Annotated in this window: 17 protein-coding genes and 2 tRNA genes; 13 read left to right on the top strand and 6 right to left on the bottom strand. The window is 44.0% G+C overall.

The features are described 5' to 3' along the window. Positions 1-82 precede the first annotated feature (82 nt). The 4 genes from NZ952_01575 to NZ952_01590 all read left to right on the top strand — a co-directional run bounded on the left by NZ952_01575 (position 83) and on the right by NZ952_01590 (position 3617). Positions 83-2605: a hypothetical protein gene (locus NZ952_01575; protein MCS7119885.1), complete on the top strand. Its 2523-nt coding sequence runs from the start codon at positions 83-85 to the stop codon at positions 2603-2605. Positions 2606-2754: 149 nt separating this feature from the next. Then, positions 2755-3258 (top strand): hypothetical protein, encoded by a 504-nt coding sequence (locus NZ952_01580; protein ID MCS7119886.1) that lies wholly within the window; start codon positions 2755-2757, stop codon positions 3256-3258. 17 nt (positions 3259-3275) lie between these two features. Beyond that, positions 3276-3371: transfer RNA gene (locus NZ952_01585), tRNA-Arg, on the top strand. Positions 3372-3410: 39 nt separating this feature from the next. Then, a complete protein-coding gene (locus tag NZ952_01590; protein MCS7119887.1) occupies positions 3411-3617 on the top strand; it encodes a hypothetical protein in 207 nt (68 codons plus the stop codon). Between the two features lie 212 nt (positions 3618-3829). Here NZ952_01590 and NZ952_01595 read toward each other — a convergent pair. The 3 genes from NZ952_01595 to NZ952_01605 form a co-directional block, all read right to left on the bottom strand. Further along, a tRNA-Gly gene (locus tag NZ952_01595) sits at positions 3830-3907 on the bottom strand. Positions 3908-3968: 61 nt separating this feature from the next. After that, entirely contained in the window at positions 3969-4859 is an 891-nt protein-coding gene (locus NZ952_01600; GenBank protein MCS7119888.1) for a glycosyltransferase family 4 protein, read from the bottom strand. After that, entirely contained in the window at positions 4832-5101 is a 270-nt protein-coding gene (locus tag NZ952_01605) for a glycosyltransferase (protein MCS7119889.1), read from the bottom strand. The genes NZ952_01600 and NZ952_01605 overlap by 28 nt, the downstream gene beginning before the upstream one ends. Before the next feature lie 340 nt (positions 5102-5441). Between NZ952_01605 and NZ952_01610 the strand changes: the two genes are divergently transcribed. From NZ952_01610 to NZ952_01620, 3 genes are read left to right on the top strand one after another with little or no spacing between them, the layout of a single operon-like run. Continuing rightward, on the top strand, positions 5442-5900 hold the full coding sequence (locus NZ952_01610) for an AIR carboxylase family protein (GenBank protein ID MCS7119890.1): 459 nt from the start codon (positions 5442-5444) through the stop codon (positions 5898-5900). Between the two features lie 24 nt (positions 5901-5924). Beyond that, the gene (locus NZ952_01615; protein MCS7119891.1) at positions 5925-6806 is read left to right on the top strand and encodes a phosphoribosylaminoimidazolesuccinocarboxamide synthase; all 882 of its coding nucleotides are present in this window, start codon (positions 5925-5927) and stop codon (positions 6804-6806) included. Further along, positions 6803-7975, top strand: coding sequence for an AIR synthase related protein (locus NZ952_01620; GenBank protein MCS7119892.1), 1173 nt, complete (start codon positions 6803-6805; stop codon positions 7973-7975). Before NZ952_01615 ends, NZ952_01620 begins: the two co-directional genes overlap by 4 nt. Before the next feature lie 56 nt (positions 7976-8031). Here NZ952_01620 and NZ952_01625 read toward each other — a convergent pair whose 3' ends face one another. Further along, positions 8032-9402: an amidohydrolase gene (locus NZ952_01625; GenBank protein MCS7119893.1), complete on the bottom strand. Its 1371-nt coding sequence runs from the start codon at positions 9400-9402 to the stop codon at positions 8032-8034. Positions 9403-9532: 130 nt separating this feature from the next. On the opposite strand from NZ952_01625, the gene NZ952_01630 reads away from it, so the two are divergent. Beyond that, positions 9533-10189 carry an ATP-binding protein gene (locus tag NZ952_01630; protein MCS7119894.1) on the top strand — a complete coding sequence of 219 codons (657 nt, stop codon included), beginning with the start codon at positions 9533-9535 and terminating at the stop codon, positions 10187-10189. On the opposite strand, the gene NZ952_01635 is transcribed toward NZ952_01630, so the two are convergent. Continuing rightward, complete coding sequence (locus NZ952_01635) at positions 10178-11230, bottom strand: hypothetical protein (protein MCS7119895.1); 1053 nt, start codon at positions 11228-11230, stop codon at positions 10178-10180. The genes NZ952_01630 and NZ952_01635 overlap by 12 nt on opposite strands. Positions 11231-11330: 100 nt before the next feature. Between NZ952_01635 and NZ952_01640 the strand changes: the two genes are divergently transcribed. The 5 genes from NZ952_01640 (at position 11331) to NZ952_01660 (ending at position 18558) form a co-directional block, all read left to right on the top strand. After that, positions 11331-14018: an ABC transporter substrate-binding protein gene (locus tag NZ952_01640; protein MCS7119896.1), complete on the top strand. Its 2688-nt coding sequence runs from the start codon at positions 11331-11333 to the stop codon at positions 14016-14018. Between the two features lie 100 nt (positions 14019-14118). Next, positions 14119-15189 carry an ABC transporter permease gene (locus NZ952_01645; GenBank protein ID MCS7119897.1) on the top strand — a complete coding sequence of 357 codons (1071 nt, stop codon included), beginning with the start codon at positions 14119-14121 and terminating at the stop codon, positions 15187-15189. Between the two features lie 3 nt (positions 15190-15192). Continuing rightward, on the top strand, positions 15193-16599 hold the full coding sequence (locus tag NZ952_01650; GenBank protein ID MCS7119898.1) for an ABC transporter permease: 1407 nt from the start codon (positions 15193-15195) through the stop codon (positions 16597-16599). A gap of 32 nt (positions 16600-16631) precedes the next feature. Next, complete coding sequence (locus NZ952_01655; protein ID MCS7119899.1) at positions 16632-17576, top strand: ABC transporter ATP-binding protein; 945 nt, start codon at positions 16632-16634, stop codon at positions 17574-17576. Then, positions 17569-18558, top strand: coding sequence for an ABC transporter ATP-binding protein (locus NZ952_01660; GenBank protein ID MCS7119900.1), 990 nt, complete (start codon positions 17569-17571; stop codon positions 18556-18558). Before NZ952_01655 ends, NZ952_01660 begins: the two co-directional genes overlap by 8 nt. A 218-nt stretch (positions 18559-18776) precedes the next feature. On the opposite strand, the gene NZ952_01665 is transcribed toward NZ952_01660, so the two are convergent. Then, positions 18777-19919: a DUF763 domain-containing protein gene (locus NZ952_01665; GenBank protein MCS7119901.1), complete on the bottom strand. Its 1143-nt coding sequence runs from the start codon at positions 19917-19919 to the stop codon at positions 18777-18779. Positions 19920-19961 lie beyond the last annotated feature (42 nt).

Genomic DNA, 19961 nt, shown 5'->3' on the forward strand with positions numbered 1-19961 from the left:
CTGGAGTATGTTTCAACCATAAATTAAATATAAATGGTAAGTCAACCAATCAAATTAAGTCTATCTGCGGAGTTCAAGAGACTTGAAAGTTACATCAACATTCATTCAAGGTCTTAAGAAGATTCAGGCTCTACGACCAACGATCTCTCATCAAGTGATTATACGATATGGTTTGTTAACCCTCATCCTCATCATAGCTTTCAGTATCAGAATGCTTCCTGCAAGATGGGGCTATTACCTCAATGAATACGACCCCTATTATCAATACCGACAAACTAAGTATATTGTTGAAAACGGATTATTCGGCGAAAAGGGATATCTAAGTTGGCATGACTACTTAAGCTGGTGGCCATGGGGAAACGAGATTCGAAACCACGCCTATCCTGGACTCCCCCTCACGGCTGCGTCTCTCTTTATCACATTAAAAATTCTTGGCATACCAATAATATCAAGTACTCAGCTCCATCCTGTCTTCTCTGATCCTGTCTACAACTTCTGCGTAATATTCCCGGTCCTGATGGGGACATTGTCCTGCCTCGCCATCTACTATCTTGGCAAGGATCTTGGCGGCGTCGAGGTGGGTTTATTCTCCGCCCTATTCTTGGCCTTGGATTCATCACATATAGCAAGAACCTCGCTTGGATTCTTCGATGACGAAACAGTCGGAATACTTGGGATCATAGTATACATTGTCTTCTTCTTGAGGTCAATAGATCCGGGGAAGCCTCGTAAGATATCCATGTTGTATTCAGTAGCGGCAGGTTTAATGTTAGGATATCTCTGCATATCATGGGGAGCCTCTCGATACCCTCTTGTCATGACCGCTTTATTTGCCTTTGTCCTTTTGATAATTGGCAGGTATACTTCGCGTCTCTTATTATCCTACGGAATAACATTCCTTTTAGCTCTTTCGATTACAGCGAGTGTTCCATATACTGGCGTTGACTTTCTACTTCTAACCGAGGTGCTTCCAGTCTACGGAATATTCTCACTATTATCTCTCGCGGAGATTATTCGCCGCCTAAGAACAACTAGATCAAGACTCATCCTAGGGGTCATCATTATTGGCGCAGCTACGGGTCTCATATTTCTCCTATGGTCCAGAGGGATGATGGGGTGGCTGGAAGCAAAATTCCTCTCAGTTATACTCCCCTCTACGCGGTTCCAACATGCGATAATCGTATCGGTTGCTGAGCATAGCACTTCGGCATGGGGAACGTTTTATTATAACTTTGGGATAGCCATGCTCTTCTTGCCAATCGGCTTATTCTTCGCGGCGATTATGGGGACAAATCTAGGAATCTTCATGACCATCTATGGATTGACATCGGTATACTTTGCAAGTTCAATGATTAGACTTACTATTATGATGTCGCCTGCGGTCAGTGTGTTGTGGGCGCTTGCAATAGTACGTATAGCGAGACCGGTTGCATCGATTCTAAGGGAGAGGCCAACGCCTAAAAAGAAGGCTTTAATGGGCCTTGCATTTAGTAAAGAGGCCGCGGCTGGTGTGCTGGTGCTCCTACTTCTTATGCTCACGCTCAACTATGTTTTGGGAACAGATTTCGTGGCTGGACCATATGCTCATGGGCCTAGAGTCTATGTGCAAGCCTATACGCCTACAAGCCTTGCCGCGGCGGGCATGGTTGTGAAGCCGGAGGGTATAGCAAGAGACTGGATTGATGCGTTAGCATGGATGCGGGAAAATCTCCCTCCATCGCCCAGTAGACCCGGAGAGCCTGGGACGGTTGTTGCCAGCTGGTGGGACTATGGTTACTGGATAACTGCTATCGCAAATAAGACTTCGCTTGCCGATAATGGGACTTGGAATTGGACCCAGATTGAGCAGATTGGACTCATGTTCATGTCCAATGAAACTGTAGCGCTAGAGATTCTGAGGAAGTATAATGTGACGCATGTCGTTGTATTCACTACTTTCAATACTCAAGGTCAAATGGTGATGGCTGGCGGTGACGAGGGGAAGTGGACTTGGATGGCTAAGATTGCTGGTCTAAATGATACTGATTTTGGAAACTATACGCTTGGATGGGACTATATAGACGCGGATAAGAATGGGCGACTAACACTATACCCATACGGAAGCGACTACACTGTCGCGAACATTAAGGGTCAAGACTCTGTACTCTACAAAATGATGACCTATGGCAGAGAGATGACCATACAAGGATATTCAAGCATTATGCTTGAGTACTTCGAGAAGGCATACTTCTCTCAAAAGCCTGGAAGCCCCAATCCCGCGCCTGGAACAAGTTACGTTCCTCTAGTCTGCATCTATGAAGTCAAATACCCGGTCATGACAGTTAGGCTCTCACAAAATAGCGGCACAGCCGGGGCTCAGGTAACGGTAAGCGGGACCTTAGAAAACATTGGCGCCCAATTTAAGATATTCTGGGATTACGTTGGAGACTGGGATGGAAGAGGCGGCCTCATCGCTGAGGGGTATGCTAAAGGTTATAAGTACTCTGCAAATGTGACGATCCCCTCCGCCCATGAAGGTGAACATTACATAATTGTTAGGGACGAGGTTAGCGGTCTTGAAAGTAGAGTTGGATTCACATTAACTCGATTAACAGGGTCAGAATAGTTCAAATATTCAAATTATTTACCGTCGTTGGGTCAAAATGCCGTAATGGATTGAGATGCGAACTGTTGAAAGGGATTTCTTAAATGCTTATTAATGCTTCTTGAGAGAAATCTAATCTGACCCATACTCTGCAAGTTGGGAGAGGGGCAATGTCGGATACTGTGACATTAACAGTAAAGGTGCCAAAGAATATTTTCGCTGAGATCGCGATAAGGGTGCCTGAGGGGGAGAGAAGCAACTTCGTAAGAGACGCTATAATCGAGAAACTTCAGCGAACACCTGCCCCGGACAAGATTCTAGAACTTGAACGGAGAATCCGCCGGATAGAGGATGACTTAGCTCAAATAAAGAAAAGTCTCGCCGACCTTGAGCTTCTAACATATGAAAGGGGTAAAGTGAATCCATATTCATTTTGCATAGACGAGATAGATCACAAAATAATGGACTACTTAACCCGCTATAAAGCAGCAACAACAACGGAGCTTTCTGAAGCATTAAAACTTAATAGGTGGCTCATACTGAACCGTTTGAAAAAGATTAAAAGAAGGGCGATGAAGCAGATTGGCGAGCCAATCGTGAATTACTTCAGGATAGAGAAATCTGGCAAAAAAAGAGCATGGTGGATCAATCAGGAATTAATCGAGATGGGTTGATAATGGATAATTGGACCGGGCCCGTGGCCCAGACAGGATTAAGGCGCCGAGCCATAAAATGGCGCGCAAGCCTCCGGAGCCGGAGATCCTGGGTTCAAATCCCAGCGGGCCCGCTTATAAGTCCAGAAGCCTCTTCAATTTCATGTGGGGAAGTGAGAGGCGGGACGTACGACTATGATGCGAGGCTTGAGCGGTATAGGCGCCTACTGCCGAAGATGCCTAACGGACAACTTGCCATCCTCTTCTTAGACCACCTTAGCAGTCTAGGCTTGAGCCTGACAGCGCTGAGCAACTATGCCAGCCACTTGGTGTCGGTTCTGCGGCCCATAGGCTTTAACCCCGGGCAAGGCGATCTGTAGTGACGTAAAGCGAGTTGTGGTCGCCATAAACCGGAACCGGCTTTGGAAGGGCTCAACCTAACACATAAAAGGATTATGCTGAAGTTCATTCAATCTGCAAAGAGTGTTCTCGTTGTTCCTAATGGTATTGACCTGAACAAGCATCTCACCAATTAAACAACCTGTAGACTTTAAAATCGCAGATACGGAAAGAGCGTTAGAACTTGAGGTACTGGTGCGGCCGCCGGGATTTGAACCCGGGTCGTCGGCTCGGGAGGCCGGCGTCCTGGACCAGGCTGGACTACGGCCGCTTATTATTTTAAGTTAAATTGTATGATTATTTGTGGGATATGCGATAAGTCTTTCGTTGCTTCAGTTCGCGATATTCTCGTATACGCGCTCTACTTCTTCAGCAACCACGTCCCAATCATATCTTTTCCTCACAGTATATTTAGCCCTTAAGCCAAGAAACTCTGCAAGTTTGCGATCGCTTAATAGATGGATTATTTTTTCCGCTAGGTCTTTTATGTCCCCTCTTCTAAAGAGGAGGCCATTTAGCCCATCGGTTATGACTTCGGGTATTCCACCGACATTGGATGCTATTACTGGCTTTCCCGCTGCCATTGCCTCAAGGAGGGTTATTCCGAAAGATTCACAGTATAGGGATGGTAGAGCAAAAATGCTGCATTGACTATATAGGGCTGGTAGTTTCTCGTCTGGAACAGGTCCGATTAGCTTGACATTATCTTTCAGATCTAGACTCTTGACAAGCATCTTGAGAAAGTCTTCCATAGGTCCTTTGCCAGCAATGATTAGACTGCAATCTGGAAATTCCTTAATAATCTCTGGCATTGCTCGAATTAGAATATGAACACCCTTTCTATACACAAGGCGCCCAACATACAAGATTTTAAGCGTCTTTCTTTGAGGATCGTCTAAACTCCCTGGACACACAAATCTGTCAGCGTCCACCCCATTGGGAATGACGAGTATTTCTTTTTCTTGTGTAAAATGTTCTATGAAATTTGCGGCTGCCCTGCTAACGGCCGTTATTACATCAGCCTTATTTATATACTTCCTATAGGGGTATAACAAATAGCTGGTAGGAATCCAGAGATACTTCTCATCACTTGCAATGAAGATTGTATGATTCGTTAAAACGGACGGTGTACCAAGCCTCTCAGCAATATTGAGCGAAATAAGAGAGGTAGGGGTAAAAGCATGATGCGCATGGACTATGCCGACTCTTTCCTTCTTAAGCACCTCTTCAAGCCTTGAAGGATTGGGGGAACAATTATGACTGGCAATGGAAAGATAGGCTCTAACGGGACAATATTTCCGCATCTTATCCGTGCGAGATGCTCATGGGAAATGACACCTGCCTTCTTAGCAATTATTATGACTTCATGACCCCTTTTATCAAGCTCTGATGCTAGCCCTGCGACATGAGATTGTACGCCGCCGATCGTGGGATAAAAGTAGTCTGTGCATAGGGCGACTCTCATCCTCTCCTCACACTCTCATATATAGACGTGTCTAGCGAAAAATATGAATGCCTCATTTATGTAAACTTTCCTTGCACGACTCATCATTTATAGAATAATAAGCTTACTTCTGACGTTACAAATTCAACTGCTATCGCCAACATCGCATTCGACTATCTCATGTGAGGAGGATGAATGATCATCAAGATCGGATGTGACTTATATAATTTATTCAGTATCAGCAGCGTCTCAGATCTCGAGGCTTATAATTTTACTCGAAGATTCAAAGCTGGAGAGTAATCCATTTATGGATGTTGCTTAATTTCTCTACCTTATGGGATCTGAGAGATTAGTCGTGATAATGGGTTCCAAGAGCGACCTATCTTTCGCCGAAAGAATTCGCGGCTTCTTGAAAGAGGAGGGCTTCAGTCTAAACTGTGAGTTCGCCGTTTCTTCAGCTCATAGGACGCCGGAATATCTTCTAGAGAAATTGAAAAAATATGAAGAATCCGGAGATAACGTAGTCTACATAACTGTTGCAGGTCTTTCTGATGCGCTTTCAGGGGTTGTCGCGGGTTCATCTACTCGCCCAGTGATTGCATGTCCGCCAGACATCGACAAGTTTGGATGGGCAAAGGCTTTCTCATCTTTCATGACGCCTAAGGGTGTCCCGGTCTTGCTTGCTTCGGGGCCGGAGAACGCTGCCTTAGCGGCTGTGAGAATTCTTTCACTAACAGTTCCACAGTTCAGGGAAGAGCTTAAAATTTATATGAGGAAGAGAAGGGAGGAAGTTTTGTCTTCAGATAGGACGGTTAGTTGATAGGCTAAACTTGAGGTGAAAAATATGGAGATAGATCCGAAAAAAGTGTTACTGTACTCAGATCTTCCATATAAACTATTGAGAAGGGGAAAGGTCAGGGACATATATGATCTTGGAGACAATCTCTTAATATTTTCGACTGACAGAATCTCCGCCTTTGATGTTGTCCTACCGAACGGGATACCCTATAAAGGTGAGTCGCTGAATCTGCTATCGATCTACTGGTTTGAACAGACCGAGAAGATTGTTCCAAACCATATTGTTAAAGTTGTCGATTCTAGGAGTGTTCTAGTCAGAAAGGCTGATCCCATACGGGTTGAGTTTATTGTGAGAGGATACCTATACGGATCGGCATGGGAACGATATAGTCGTGGAGAGGAAATTTGCGGGGTTAAGCTGCCTCCGGGACTGCGTAAAGCGGAGAAGCTTCCTAACCCTATTTTGACACCTACAACCAAGGCTGATGTTGGACATGATGTAGATATTACAATGGATGAAGCGGCTAAGATGATCGGAAGGAGTCTTCTGGATACAATTGAAGATATAAGCCTAAAGATTTATAGTGAGGCCGCAGCAAGAGCGGAATCTAGAGGAATAATCATCGCTGACACAAAGTTCGAGTTCGGCATATGCGATGGAGAACTATTCCTTATTGATGAGCTGCTGACACCTGACTCTTCACGTTTCTGGCCTAAAGACCTATACACTGTTGGTCAGGATCAGCCGAGCTTCGACAAACAATTTGTCCGTGACTACCTCACCTCAATTGGGTGGAATAAGCAGCCACCAGCGCCGAATCTACCTGATCACATCATCATTCGAACAGCGCAGAAGTATATAGAGGCATATGAGCGGCTAACTGGCATGAAGATTGATGAGGCTATCAGTAAGGCAAAGAAGGGATGAATGAGCGTTTGTCTTATGGAAATTCGAAGTATGCAGAGGCTGGCGTGGATGTAAGGAAAAAGGGGATAGAGATCTTCAAGACAACTGTTGATAACCTCTATCCAGAAGCCTTCTGCGTTGTCACCAAAGACCCTGATCTTCCAGGATATGGACTTGTCACGCATGCTGATAGTGCTGGAAGCAAACCAGTGCAGGCCTACCTTAATTGGAGAGAATCGGGTAGTCTCGAGTGGTTTAAGGGTCTCGCCCAAGATGTACTTGCAATGAATATTAACGACATCTCTTGCGTCGGCGCTAAACCCATAAATTTCGTAGATTACTTAGCGCTAAATCCATTACGCATTCCAAAAGTTGAACTTCTAAGAGTGTTAAATGAAGGTTTCAGGGAGTGTTTTGGAACGCTGGATAAGCTCGGCATGAAAATACTCTTTTCGGGTGGGGAAACAGCGGATCTACCTGATATGCTAAGAACTCTTGATATTTCTGGGGCGGTAAACGGGAGGGTAGAGCTGAAGAAAGTGATTACTGGGGTGAGAATTAAGCCTGGCGACATAATCATAGGGCTGAGAAGCGGCGGCAGAACACGATACGAAAAGAAGGAGAACAGCGGCATTATGTGTAACGGGCTTACATTGGCCAGGCTCTGCCTTATGAGTAAAGAATATCAGGAGAAGTATCCTGAAATCGTTGATCCGCAGGGTAGAGGATACTATGGCAGGTTCAGGTTTGACCAGTATCTCGATGAACTTGGTATGACTGTCGGAGAAGCCCTCCTCTCCCCTATGAGGTTCTATGCGCCTGTTATACACGAGATATTGAAGAAGTATGGGCACTATGTTTCAGGTCTAGTCCACAATATGGGCGGCGGCTTAACTAAGGGTTTAAGAATCGGGAGAAACATAAATTACGTTAAGGACAACCTGTTCGAACCTGACCCAATCTTTAAGCTTATTAAGCATGAATCCGGCGAGTCCTGGCGAAACATGTATGAGATTTATAATATGGGGGTCGGCTTCGAAATCATTGCACAACCTGAAGCGGCTGAAGAAATAATAAGCGTATGCGAGAGTTATGGACTCGAGGCAAAAGTAGTGGGGAGATGCGAAAGAAGTGACGGACAAAATATGGTGACGATAATAAGCTCTCAAGGCAATTTTCAATACAAATAAAATCTTTTTCTTTTGAAACAATCATTTAAGCAACTATTTTCCCTCAGGACATTTCATCATCGGTTTGATTCTAATTGGTCGAGAAGATTCTCTTTGGCTTTTCTCGCTTTTTCCATCACTTCTACCACATCAACTGACTTAACTTCGCGGTTTTCCATAACTATCTCCCCATTTATTATTGTTGTCTCAACATCCGCACCTCTAACAGCATAGACAAGATGACTGGCGATGTTGTAGACTGGACACAAATGAGGCTTCTTAAAATCGATTATGATTAAATCGGCTCTCTTGCCAGGCTCCAATGATCCTATCTGGTCTTCCCAACACAGCGTCTTAGCGCCCTCAATAGTGGCCATTCTTAGAACCGTTTCTGCTGGCAGTATTGTTGGATCGGCATTTATGCCTTTATGTAGTATAGCTGCGAGCTTAACTGTTTCGAACATGTCTGCAACGTTATTTGAGGACGGGCTGTCCGTGCCTAAAGACACTGTCACGTTTGACTTTATCAACTTGGTGACGGGGCAAACTCCAGAAGCCAGCTTAAGGTTAGAGACTGGGTTATGTGACACCTTCACCCCTCTCCTTCTTAGAACTTCAATATCCTTGTCCGTTAAGTGCACGCAATGAGCGGCGACTACATCTGGTCCCAAAACTCCAAGCGAATCTAGGTAATCAACCACACCGTCTTTAATACGGATTCCAAATGCTTCCTCAACTTTTTTTGGTTCATCAATTGTCTCGGCGATATGCATGTGCCAAATAATTGGATTTTCTGCAGACCCATATTTCTCATTTAATTCGGCAGTCCATGATCTGATCTCCTGAAGGTATTCTGGGCTAACCGTGTACGGGGCATGTGGATCAACACTTATACGTATTGTGCCGCCCATTTTACCATGCCACATTCTTGTCAGCTCTTCAAGGTCTCGTCTATCACTGTCTCTATGCCAAGATAGGCAGCCGTGACCCACAACGCCTCTAACCTTAGCCTCTGCGAAGGCTCTAGCCTCATTATACTCCCCACGGTAAAAATACATGGTGTTAATTGTTGTCGTGCCAGTCATTATCGACTCAACCGCTGTTAGAAGCGCCCCAACATATATATCATAACCAGTCATATGCCTCTCGATAGGCCAAATCCAATTCTCAAGCCACTCTCTAAGAGGATAATCATCCGCATATCCCCTTAGTAAACTCATTGCGGCGTGCTGATGAGTGTTGATAAGCCCGGGCATCACCACCCTCCCTGCGGCGTCGATTTTCTCATAGCCAGCATATTTACGTTTAAGGTCTCTTTCTTCGCCTACGTCTATAATCGTGTCACCCTGGATCGCGACTGCACCATTTGTAATTACTCCTTTAACGCCCATCGAAACTATCGTTCCGCCAATTATGAGAAGATCCATACTCGATTCCTTCTCATTCACTTTCTATTAACCTGAGATACGCCGAAGATATTAAAATCATTTACATTGGGCATCATAAATCCTTGGAAGCAGTCACCGTTGAAGGGATAATGTTTTAAGGATATTAATTTAAAGTGTCTAGGAGATGGGCATGCTGATAATAATATGCGGCCTTCCAGGAACTGGTAAGAGCACTCTCGCCAAGCTTTTGGCCGGGGAGATGGGTGCGGATGTCTTGAGAACAGATATTATAAGGAATGAAATGTTCAAAGAGGCGACACTGGACGAGGTTTTGATGTCAACCGATCCGATGCAGTACAATCTAGAGCAGGTCTTCAATGGACAAAGGGTCATACCTTCTGAATATCAGAACATGATATGGCGGCAGAAACAGATGGTATATGATGAGCTGCTGCGAAGGACTGAGTCGCTATTGAGGAGAGGTCGAACTGTTATTTTGGACGGAACCTTTTACAGACGAGACTTAAGAAATCAGCTATACTTGATGGCTAAAGCTGAAGGGGTTCCAGCATACGTGATCGAATGCCGCTGCCCAATACGTATATTGAGGTATAGATTTAACATGAGACAGCGAATTCCCGACGACGCCTCACACGCGAGTAGCATGAAGGTCTATCGAAAGGTAAAGAGTGTTTATGAGAGCCCAGCGTTGGACAATGTACCTCTAATCATTTACGATTCCGGAAGGCAGAGGGCTAAAACCCTAAATGTTGCTGAAGGAGATGGTGGTGCAAAAGCAATCTTAGACATAATTAAGAGGAACCAATTGGAGGAGTTATCGCATTAGGTTTGCATACTCGAGGCTCAGGTCAAAGTATCTCTTGGCGGTGTCTCTAGCTTCCTCCTTTTCCTGATCAGGTATATGAGGGTCGGCGAGCTTGAAACTCGTCACTTTCCCCCTCACATAGGCTCTGTAACATTTGTAGAATGGTAGAACGTCCAAGAAGTCTTGGCTTTCACCGCTTAGCTCCAAATATCTGTCAAGAAAAACGTTCGCAAGTTTATCCTTTCCCTTAAACTCTAGATCCATCAATAGGAATGCAATATCCGAAGCAGTATCTGAGCATCTAAACCTCCTATTGAATTCTATTGCATCATAAATGTAGATTTTGTCGGCGATGAAGATGTTTCCTGAATGAAGATCTCCATGGCACTCTCTAATCTTGGACGTTTTCATTCTCATCCTAAATAGGTGCCGCCTGTTTCTCAAGAACCAATCGACCCTTTCACGTATGAGCGTGTATTCGTATTCAGAAATTGTCTTTCCTATGAAATCTCTTGTCTGTTCAAAATTCTCTACCCAATTGTACGTGATAGTCGATAGAGATCCATATCTTCGAATTTCATTATTGGTTTCCGCGGATCTGTGAAAAGCGGACAGAATAGAGGCCATCTCCTCAATATGTGATACTGCAACTCTATTTTCACTTAGCATCTTAGACATTAAGGCGTCCTGCGGCATCTCCCTCATTTTTAAAGTATATTCCACAATTCTCCCATCACCGCTAATCTTCACTGCACCACTCCGAACCGTTATCGGAAGAACAGCGATATACATATCTCCACAGAGCCTACGATTAAGCCTAAGTTCCTCATAGCAGTAGTACCTCCTCTTCCTCAACGTTGTGAAGTCAAGAAAGCCGAAGTCGACTGGTTTCTTAATCTTATAGGCATATTTCCCAGTTAAGAAGACATAGGAAATGTGTGTCTGAACAAGCCTAATATCATCAACTTTCTCATCGTAGGATTCCGTATTTTTTAAAGCCTGAATCAGAATGTCCTGCTGCACGGTTAATATTGGCCAATTTACTGATTTTAAACTTTCCAATTGCTCATTAGGGTTTAGTTGTGTTATCTGTAATTAATGAGAAAGTTTTTTAAATAAAAAGAAGGAAATAACTCTGAATAAAAAAATGAGGATATAGAAAATGGTCAAGGGATTTCTCGGAAAGGTTTTACTAGTAATTTTAGTGTTCATTCTAATGCTTCCATTAATTGCCATCCCTATAGATGCGCAGCAGGTTCCGAATGGCCCTTGGGTTGACAAGGTCGTATTCTCTTCTGTCACAGACAGTGCGCAAGCAATAACTATGCTTGAGGCAGGTGATGCTCACGCATACTATTTTGCTCTGGTAGATGCCCAGTTATTCCAAAGAGTTCGAAGGTCAACAAGCCTATGGTATGCTCTATCCTATGGAACATATAACGAATTTACTTTCAATCCGGTGGGTCCAGAGTTTCCAACCACAGGAAAATTAAACCCATTCTCAGTTCCAAGAATTAGAGAAGCTATGAACTATCTCATAGACCGAGACTATATAGCAAATGAAATTTGCGGAGGACTAGCCGTCCCAAGATATACAGTGTTGACGCCATCATTTCCCGACTACGCCCGCCTAATAGACGTATGCAAGAAGATTGAGCTGCAATACGCGTATAACTTTGATAAAGCTAAGGCGATAGTGACAGAGGAAATGCGGAGGCTAAACGCCACTCTCGTTGGCGGAAAATGGTACTATAAGGGAGAGCCAGTTACAATAATCCTGCTTATTAGAACAGAGGACGAAAGACGCCAGATGGGAGATTATCTAGCCAACCAATTGGAGCTATTAGGGTTTACTACTGATAGACAATATAAGAGGAGTGCTGAGGCAGCTCCAATATGGCAGGGAGATCCGAAACTGGGTCTGTGGCATATTTATACTGGAGGATGGGTAACTACAGCTATATCGAGAGATCAATCTGGCAACTTTGAATTCTTTTATACTCCGCGAGGGTTAGCGATTCCGCTCTGGCAAGCCTATACTCCAGATCCGGAATTTGATAATATTGCCCTTAGGCTAACAAAGCGAGACTTTGGATCATGGGAAGAAAGAAATGAACTTATGGCACGTGCGCTTGAACTATCGATGAAGGATTCTGTAAGGATATGGGTTGTTAACAGGATTAGCGCATGGGTGGCGAGAAATGAAATAATACAAACCTATGATCTTGCCGGAGGATTCTATGGTGCAAGGTTATGGCCCTATACTATCAGATATAAAGGTCAGATTGGAGGAACCGTTAAAATAATAACGCAGGCTGAGATACCGGGAATTGATCCTTGGAACCCCTTAGGAGGAAGCAACTGGGTATACGACACAATGATATATAGGGCAACGTTTGATCCGGCTGCTATGCCAGACCCCTATACTGGATTATTCTGGCCAGTGAAATTTGTCAGTGCAAAAGTATACGCTAAGACAGGAACTCCCATGACTAAGACCTTAGACTGGGTTACACTTAGCTTTGTAGATAAAATTGAAGTTCCTACTGATGCATGGTACGGTTGGAATGCGACGACTCAACAGATAGTGTATGCTCCTCAAGGATTAGAGGCGACAGCAAAGGTTGTAGTTACCTTTAGGAGTGACCTCTTCCAGCAGAAATACCACGATGGCACAAACATTTCGCTGGCTGATTTCATATTCAATTACATTATTACCTTTGATCGAGCTGATAAAGCAAGTCCTGTCTATGATGAATCATACGTTTCCACCGCAAAGGCATTCATGAGCTACTTCAAAGGGTTCAAGATAATCAGCCAGAACCCACTTATATGCGAATTCTATACAGACAATGTGTATCCAGATGCTGAATGGGTAGTTGCTGATGTTACAGGCTGGTTCGATCCAACAGCAGCCTTCGGCCCATCACCTTGGCATATCGTAACCATAGGGTTGCTCGCGGAAGAGAAGGGTCTCGCAGCCTTCACTAGTGCCAAAGCAACAAAGCTGAAGGTGGATAGGCTAAACTACATAGCTGGCGGGACGCTCACAACGCTTATGAATATGCTCACCGAGGCTATCAGCAAGAAATACATTCCATATGAAAACGTACTCAAGAATTACCTTACTCAGGACCATGCATTAGCTAGGTATCAAGCTCTCAAATCATGGTATGAGAGGCGAGGACATTTCTGGGTGGGTGATGGACCCTTCTACTTAAAGACTGTTAATCCAACCGCCCATATTGTCGAGATTGAAGCAAACAGGGAGTACTCTGACAGAGCTGACAAATGGGGAGGGTTCGGAGAGCCGAAGTTGCCAGAAATTACTATAGAAGGTCCCATCAGAGTAATTGGAGGACTGGGCGCAAAGTTTAACGTAAAGATAACTACGAAAGGTACTGCCTACAAGGTATCTGAAATAGAGTCTGTGAGCTATTTGGTTGTGGATGCTAGCGGAAAAGTGGGGCTAGTCGGTAAAGCTGAGCCCGTCGAAGACGGTTTGTGGACTGTGGGGCTTGAGGCTGCAGATACATCCGCTCTACCTTCCGGATCCAGTAAGTTGCTTGTTGTGGCTTCATCTAAGCTTGTGAGCATACCATCTATGAAGGAAGCATCCTTTGTGATGCTTTCTCTCGATGCATATATCGGTGAAAGGATCAGCAGTCCCTTAGCTCAGGTTCAGGCAAAGATTTCCACACTAGAGGGCTCGGTGAGTAGCTTAGAGCAACAAATCAAATCTTTGCAATCTTCGGTTTCAACTATGAATACGTTTCTAATGGTGTCAATTGGTATTGCAGTTTTTGCGGTGGCACTTGCTGCATTTTCAATTATAGTCAAAAAGAAATAAAAACCCCGTGTATCTCTTCCCCTCCTTTTTTTATCGCGAAAAGTTTTTATTTTCACCGGATTATCTTAAAAGGACTATTGAAAAGGCTATGGGGAATGAGTTGGATCGTGGAAGATATAGATTTGCAAAATATGTGTTTACACGTGCATGTTCCCTCCTACTAGTTGTGATTATGGCGGTGTATCTAACGGTTCTGATCGCAGGAATGGGTGGTTACGTGGACCAGATCATTAAGAATGATATTTTATACAATATTGGTGTGGAAGTAAATCAGAATCCAGCATATAGATCGTTAACGCCGACTGAGAGGAGAGAGCTTATGGATAAAATGTACGAACAAGCTATAAGGGCATTGGGACTTGATACGCCTTTTGAATATAGAAGTTACCAGTATTTGATTCAGGCAATAACGTTGGATCTTGGAAGAGCAATGTATTTGACGAGCCCTACAGGATCCAGTAGCGTGAGAAACATAATCCTTGAAAGGCTTCCAGTAACAGTGCTACTTTTCACGACTATAAACATGATTCTTTTCTTTATGTCATTATTTTTCGGACTATATGCTTCGAGAAGATATGGAGGCAAGTTCGACAAGATCATAATAATGCTTTCACCATTATCCTCAATACCGGGCTGGTTCTATGGAATCTTTCTCATTATAGTCTTCGCTTCAATCCTACATATTCTACCATATGGCGGTCTTGTCGATGTCCCTCCGCCTCAAGACCCACTCAACTATGCCATAAGCGTACTTAAGCATATGGTGCTTCCAGTCTTCTCATGGTTAATAAGTTACTCATTCATACAGATCTATGTAAAGAGAACATTCTTTCTTATGTTTTCTCAGGAAGATTATGTTGAATTGGCAAGGGCTAAAGGATTACCTTCAAATGTGATCGAGCGGAGATATATTTTGAGGCCCACGTTGCCGCCCATAATGACTGAGTTTGCTCTAACCCTTATAAGCTCTTGGATGGGTGCAATAGTTACTGAGAGGGTCTTCAATTGGCCTGGAATAGGCACATTGTTTTATCAAGCAGCAACAATGTTCGACTCGCCTGTAATTATTGGGGAGGTGGTAATATACGCCTATCTATTAGCGGTCACAGTTTTCATTCTCGATATGATATATGCGCTAGTTGACCCCCGAATAAGGATGGGAGCGAAATAAGGCTTGTCTTACAAATTAAGGGATCAGATAAAAGAGATATTCCAGTATAAGTTGGCATTAGCAGGGATCGGGATTCTTCTAATATTGATCGGAATATCTGTTTACGCAGTAGTAGCGATACCATACGATGTAGCAACTTATCTGTGGCGTGGCGGGGAGGGAATTTGGCTAGATTGTCCGAAAAATGCGTTGCCTTCGTGGATAAGTCTTTTTTCAGCAAAGAAAATCCCTGAAACCATAGTACTCGACACACAGAAAGGACAAGTTGGCGTGACGAAGATCATTTTCCCTATAACTGCGAATATGAGCAAATTGAGAATAGAATTTAACTTCTATTACGATTATGATGACTTTCCAAGCGAAATAAATCTCTTCTATACTGCAATCTATAATGAGCGGTCTCCTCTAGTAACTATATATTGGACAAAACCCACGGGTCAGCAGATCAAGATAATCGATATGGTTTTGAAAAAGAGTGGAGCATACTACCTCTCAATCGATGCAGTGCTTGCAAACACACTCCAATCTTACCTAACGCAAAAAACTGGGACAGAGCCAGAATACGCCGTGGTTCCCGTAATTGGATTGTTTGCTGTAGAAGATTCCTCCGTCTTAAAAATAAGTACAGTAACACCATTGAAGGGCAAATACAACGTTGTAATTGAAGGCACCCTCTTTGAGGAGAACTCTAATGTTGATGTTAAACTTGTGGTCTATGGAAAAATATACGGGCTAGCAGGGACAGATCATCTAAGAAGAGATCTGAGCATTGCTCTATTATGGGGGACACCAATAGCCTTATCGTTCGGAGTGGTTGCAGCGCTATCCATAGCAGTTATTCAGATGATTATTGCGGCCTTAAGTGCTTGGTTCTTAGGAAAAGTTGATTTCACATTCCAGAAGATCACAGAGATAAATATGATCCTGCCGTTTCTCCCAATATTGATAATGTTATCTGTCTTCTACAGCTTCAGTATATGGATGCTTCTAATCGTTGTGATCGCGCTAAACGTTTTTGGCTCGGGAGTAAAGACCTATCGGGCCGTTTTTCTGCAGATAAAAGAGTTTCCATACATAGAGGCGGCAAAGGCCTATGGAGCAAGTAGTCTCAGGATTATCTTCCTTTATATGATTCCAAAGATTCTGCCTACAATCATACCTAACCTTGTCATGTCCGTTTCGAGTTTTGTTTTTCTAGAGGCTGCAATGGCGCTGCTCGGTCTCGGCGATCCCATGGCGCCCACATGGGGAAAAATTATTGATGATGCCTACTCCTCGGGGGCCCTTTACAAGGGATATTACTATTGGGTTCTGGAGCCATCATTTCTGCTTATTCTAACTTCTTTGGGATTCGCATTACTAGGATTTGCCTTAGACAAAATATTCAACCCCAAGCTGAGGGAGATGTGAGCAGCATATTCCTAGAAGTCAAAGACCTGTACATGTACTATCGCACCAGAATGGGGCCGCTAAGGGCAGTGGATGGCATCTCTTTCAACGTGGAAAGGGGAGAGTCGATAGCGTTAATCGGAGAATCTGGATGCGGAAAAACCTCCTTGGCGAAATCATTGATACGTCTCCTTCCAAGGAATGTTGAGTTATATAAGGGATCGATATGCCTAGACGGTGTAGACATAATGACTTTAGATGACGCTGAATTCAGAAGAACCATACAATGGCAAAGGATCTCAATGGTTTCCCAGGCAGCTATGAATTCTCTTAACCCAGTGATAAAGGTGGGCGAACAAGTCGCTGAGCCACTAATAGTGCATAAAGAAATGGATAAGAGATCTGCAATGGAAAGAGCAAGAGAAATCTTCTCCCTTGTCGGCATTCCTGAAATATTCATTGACAGGTACCCATTTGAATTAAGTGGTGGAATGAGGCAGAGGGTAGTAATAGCGATGGCTTTGGTAATGAATCCGGAAATAATAATTCTTGATGAGCCTACCTCCGCCCTGGATGTCTTAACACAGGCAAATATAATGAATCTGCTTAAGAAGATAAGGAGAGAATCAAAAATCAATTATGTTTTAATAACGCATGATGTTGGGTTATCAAGTGAACTTGCGGACAAGGTAGCGGTAATGTACGCTGGACAGATAGTTGAGTTCAGCGATGCTGATCGCTTCTATGCATCCCCCCTTCATCCTTACTCACAAAAATTGATGGCGAGTGTACCGACACTTAGACAGGACAAGATGCCGCAATTTATTCTCGGGGTTCCAATAAGCCTCATTAATCCGCCTACGGGTTGCAGATTTGCTGAGAGATGCCCATCAAGAATGGAAAAATGCAGGGAAGACCCTCCCCTAAATGAGTTAGGGAAAGGGATGTTTGTCAAATGCTGGTTATACTCAGGGCAGGGGAAAGAATCAAGTGGGTAATGACGTCCTTTTGTCCGTGAAAGATTTGCGAAAGTGGTACAGAATAAAGAGAGGTCTATTCGGTAGGGTAGATTATGTGAGGGCCGTTGATGGTGTAAGTTTTGACCTAAGAAGGGGAGATGCAGTCTCCCTTGTTGGGGAAAGCGGTAGTGGAAAGACAACGTTAGGTAGAACCATACTCGGGCTTGAGAAACCCACGTCAGGCACGATATCATTTGATGGAAAGAATTTGACAACATTCGATCAAAAGACGCTGGCTTGGTACCGAAAGGACACCGGATTTGTTCAACAAGATCCATACGGCGCTTTACCCCCATTCATGACTGTGCAACGAATTCTAGAGGAGCCTATGATCATAAATAACATTAGCAAAGATGAAAGGCGTGAAAGGGTTTTCAAGGTTCTAAATGAGGTTAAGCTTACACCAGTAGAGGACTTCTTGAGAAAGTATCCGCACATGCTGAGCGGCGGGCAACAACAAAGGGTGGTTATCGCCCGCGCCATGATACTAAATCCAAAGCTCATAATAGCAGACGAGCCTGTATCAATGCTTGATGCTTCTGTCAGGATTGAAATACTAACCCTGCTGAGAGAACTTCAAAAGAGACATGACCTCAGCATAGTTTATATCACGCATGATCTTTCAACAACCCGATACTTTTCAGAGTGGATTTATGTGATGTATGCCGGAAAGATTATAGAGAAGTCGCTGACGGGAGAGCTGCTCAAGAGTCCGCTCCATCCATACACAAGAGCTTTGCTTCAAGCTCTACCAGACCCAGACGCAGAAAATAGATTCACATATAGGGAAATCCCGCTTGGAGAGCCTCCCAGTCTGATAAATCCCCCTGCTGGATGCAGGTTCAACCCAAGATGTACATTTGCAATAAAGGGACTGTGCGACATGAAGGAGCCGCCCGAAATCATGGTTGAGAAAGATCACCTTGTGAGTTGCTGGCTATATGAGAAACATGAAAAGTAATCCATACAATTGGATAGTCATAAGTGCAATACTAGTTATTCTTGGATTTATATTATCTTTCTTGATGGTTATAAATGTGCTTGAGAAGAGTTTTTTCCTTTCCTTCTTATCTTACGCAATCTCTTTTGCAGGTCTTACGCTAGGGCTGTTCGCCATACATGACATTATATCGACGGAGAAACGGAAAAGCGAAGCCGAAAGATAGAAGGTTTCCATTCTTAATAGTCAACTTTTCGGCTTGGAGGCGCAAATCTCATAAGTCTTCTCAATGATGAGAGTTTCTCCTTGTTTCCAAGTCGGGCGATTTCAATGCATTCACGCAGGACCTGAATTGACTCATCCATTGCCCCTCTATCAACCGGGAATGGGACACCATCTTTCCCTCCATAAGCAAAAGAATACTTGACCGGATCTCTCCAGCTAGGTCTCTCGCCGTATATAAGCTCCGCAATTAATGCCAAACCCCTCACCGTCGCTGGACCGACACCTTTGATGCCTAGTAGATCTTCATAATTGCTTGGTTGGAACTCGTAGACTCTTTCAAGGGTTTTCCAATTAATAGTGGATGGCAAATAAAGGTAGGCCATAGACGATTTTTTAGGTTCAGGATCAGCGTCTACCCGAATCCACTCTTGCAGCGATCTTTGATACGCTGGGCGTATGGACTTAAGCATTTTTATTATCTTCCACGGTCTTTCCTTCGCGATGTCAACCGAAGCCTTTCTGCAACCCTCACTTTCCATGGCAGTCATATTCAGCGTTATCTCTCTTCTCTTATCTCCAACAATCGCTTCATGAGGCTCCTCAACAAAGCTTTCTAGATTTTTTGACAGCCAATGATATCTCCTTGCAGTTCGATCATCCAAGCTCATGCCCTGCTGCACAACGGCCCAAGACCCATCTTCTATAACGAAGAATGCATGGTGATAAAGTTTATAGCCGTCTTGGACAGCTGCGTTATCCACCTTCGCGCTCATACGACTTGCATACTTTAACCTGAAGATTTCCTGGGATGAGAGACCGAATTTTTCGCCTACACTCTCTAACTCAGAAAGAGTATTTTTCGAAGATTTTCCCTTACCGCCGCAGACCACAACCCCAAGCTTCTCGGGATCGATCGCGGATTTTAAGACGCCTGTTGCAACCGTTGTTACACCTGACGAGTGCCAATCGTAACCTAAAACGCAGCCCAATGCCTGAAACCAGTATGGGTCTGAGATCCTTTCAAGGAAGGCATCTCGTCCAAACTCGTCGATCAGAACTGTCACTATACCCTCTGCTAATCGGATCATCCGCTTCACAAGCCATTGTGGAGCATGCCCATTATGTAGCGGAAGCTCAGCGAATCCTGTCCGCCTCATTATATCAACTCTTAACTATAAGGAAGAAGCATCATAACTAAA

It is taken from the genome of Candidatus Bathyarchaeota archaeon (assembly GCA_025059045.1).
In the GTDB taxonomy this organism is placed as follows: domain Archaea; phylum Thermoproteota; class Bathyarchaeia; order Bathyarchaeales; family DTEX01; genus JANXEA01.

Bases quoted from the DNA above. Each gene is read 5' to 3' on its own strand.
- NZ952_01580 (MCS7119886.1), top strand. From the start codon at position 2,755: ATGTCGGATACTGTGACATTAACAGTAAAGGTGCCAAAGAATATTTTC.
- NZ952_01605 (MCS7119889.1), bottom strand. From the start codon at position 5,101: ATGAGAGTCGCCCTATGCACAGACTACTTTTATCCCACGATCGGCGGC.
- NZ952_01610 (MCS7119890.1), top strand. From the start codon at position 5,442: ATGGGTTCCAAGAGCGACCTATCTTTCGCCGAAAGAATTCGCGGCTTC.
- NZ952_01615 (MCS7119891.1), top strand. From the start codon at position 5,925: ATGGAGATAGATCCGAAAAAAGTGTTACTGTACTCAGATCTTCCATAT.
- NZ952_01620 (MCS7119892.1), top strand. From the start codon at position 6,803: ATGAATGAGCGTTTGTCTTATGGAAATTCGAAGTATGCAGAGGCTGGC.
- NZ952_01630 (MCS7119894.1), top strand. From the start codon at position 9,533: ATGCTGATAATAATATGCGGCCTTCCAGGAACTGGTAAGAGCACTCTC.
- NZ952_01640 (MCS7119896.1), top strand. From the start codon at position 11,331: ATGGTCAAGGGATTTCTCGGAAAGGTTTTACTAGTAATTTTAGTGTTC.
- NZ952_01655 (MCS7119899.1), top strand. From the start codon at position 16,632: ATGTACTATCGCACCAGAATGGGGCCGCTAAGGGCAGTGGATGGCATC.
- NZ952_01665 (MCS7119901.1), bottom strand. From the start codon at position 19,919: ATGAGGCGGACAGGATTCGCTGAGCTTCCGCTACATAATGGGCATGCT.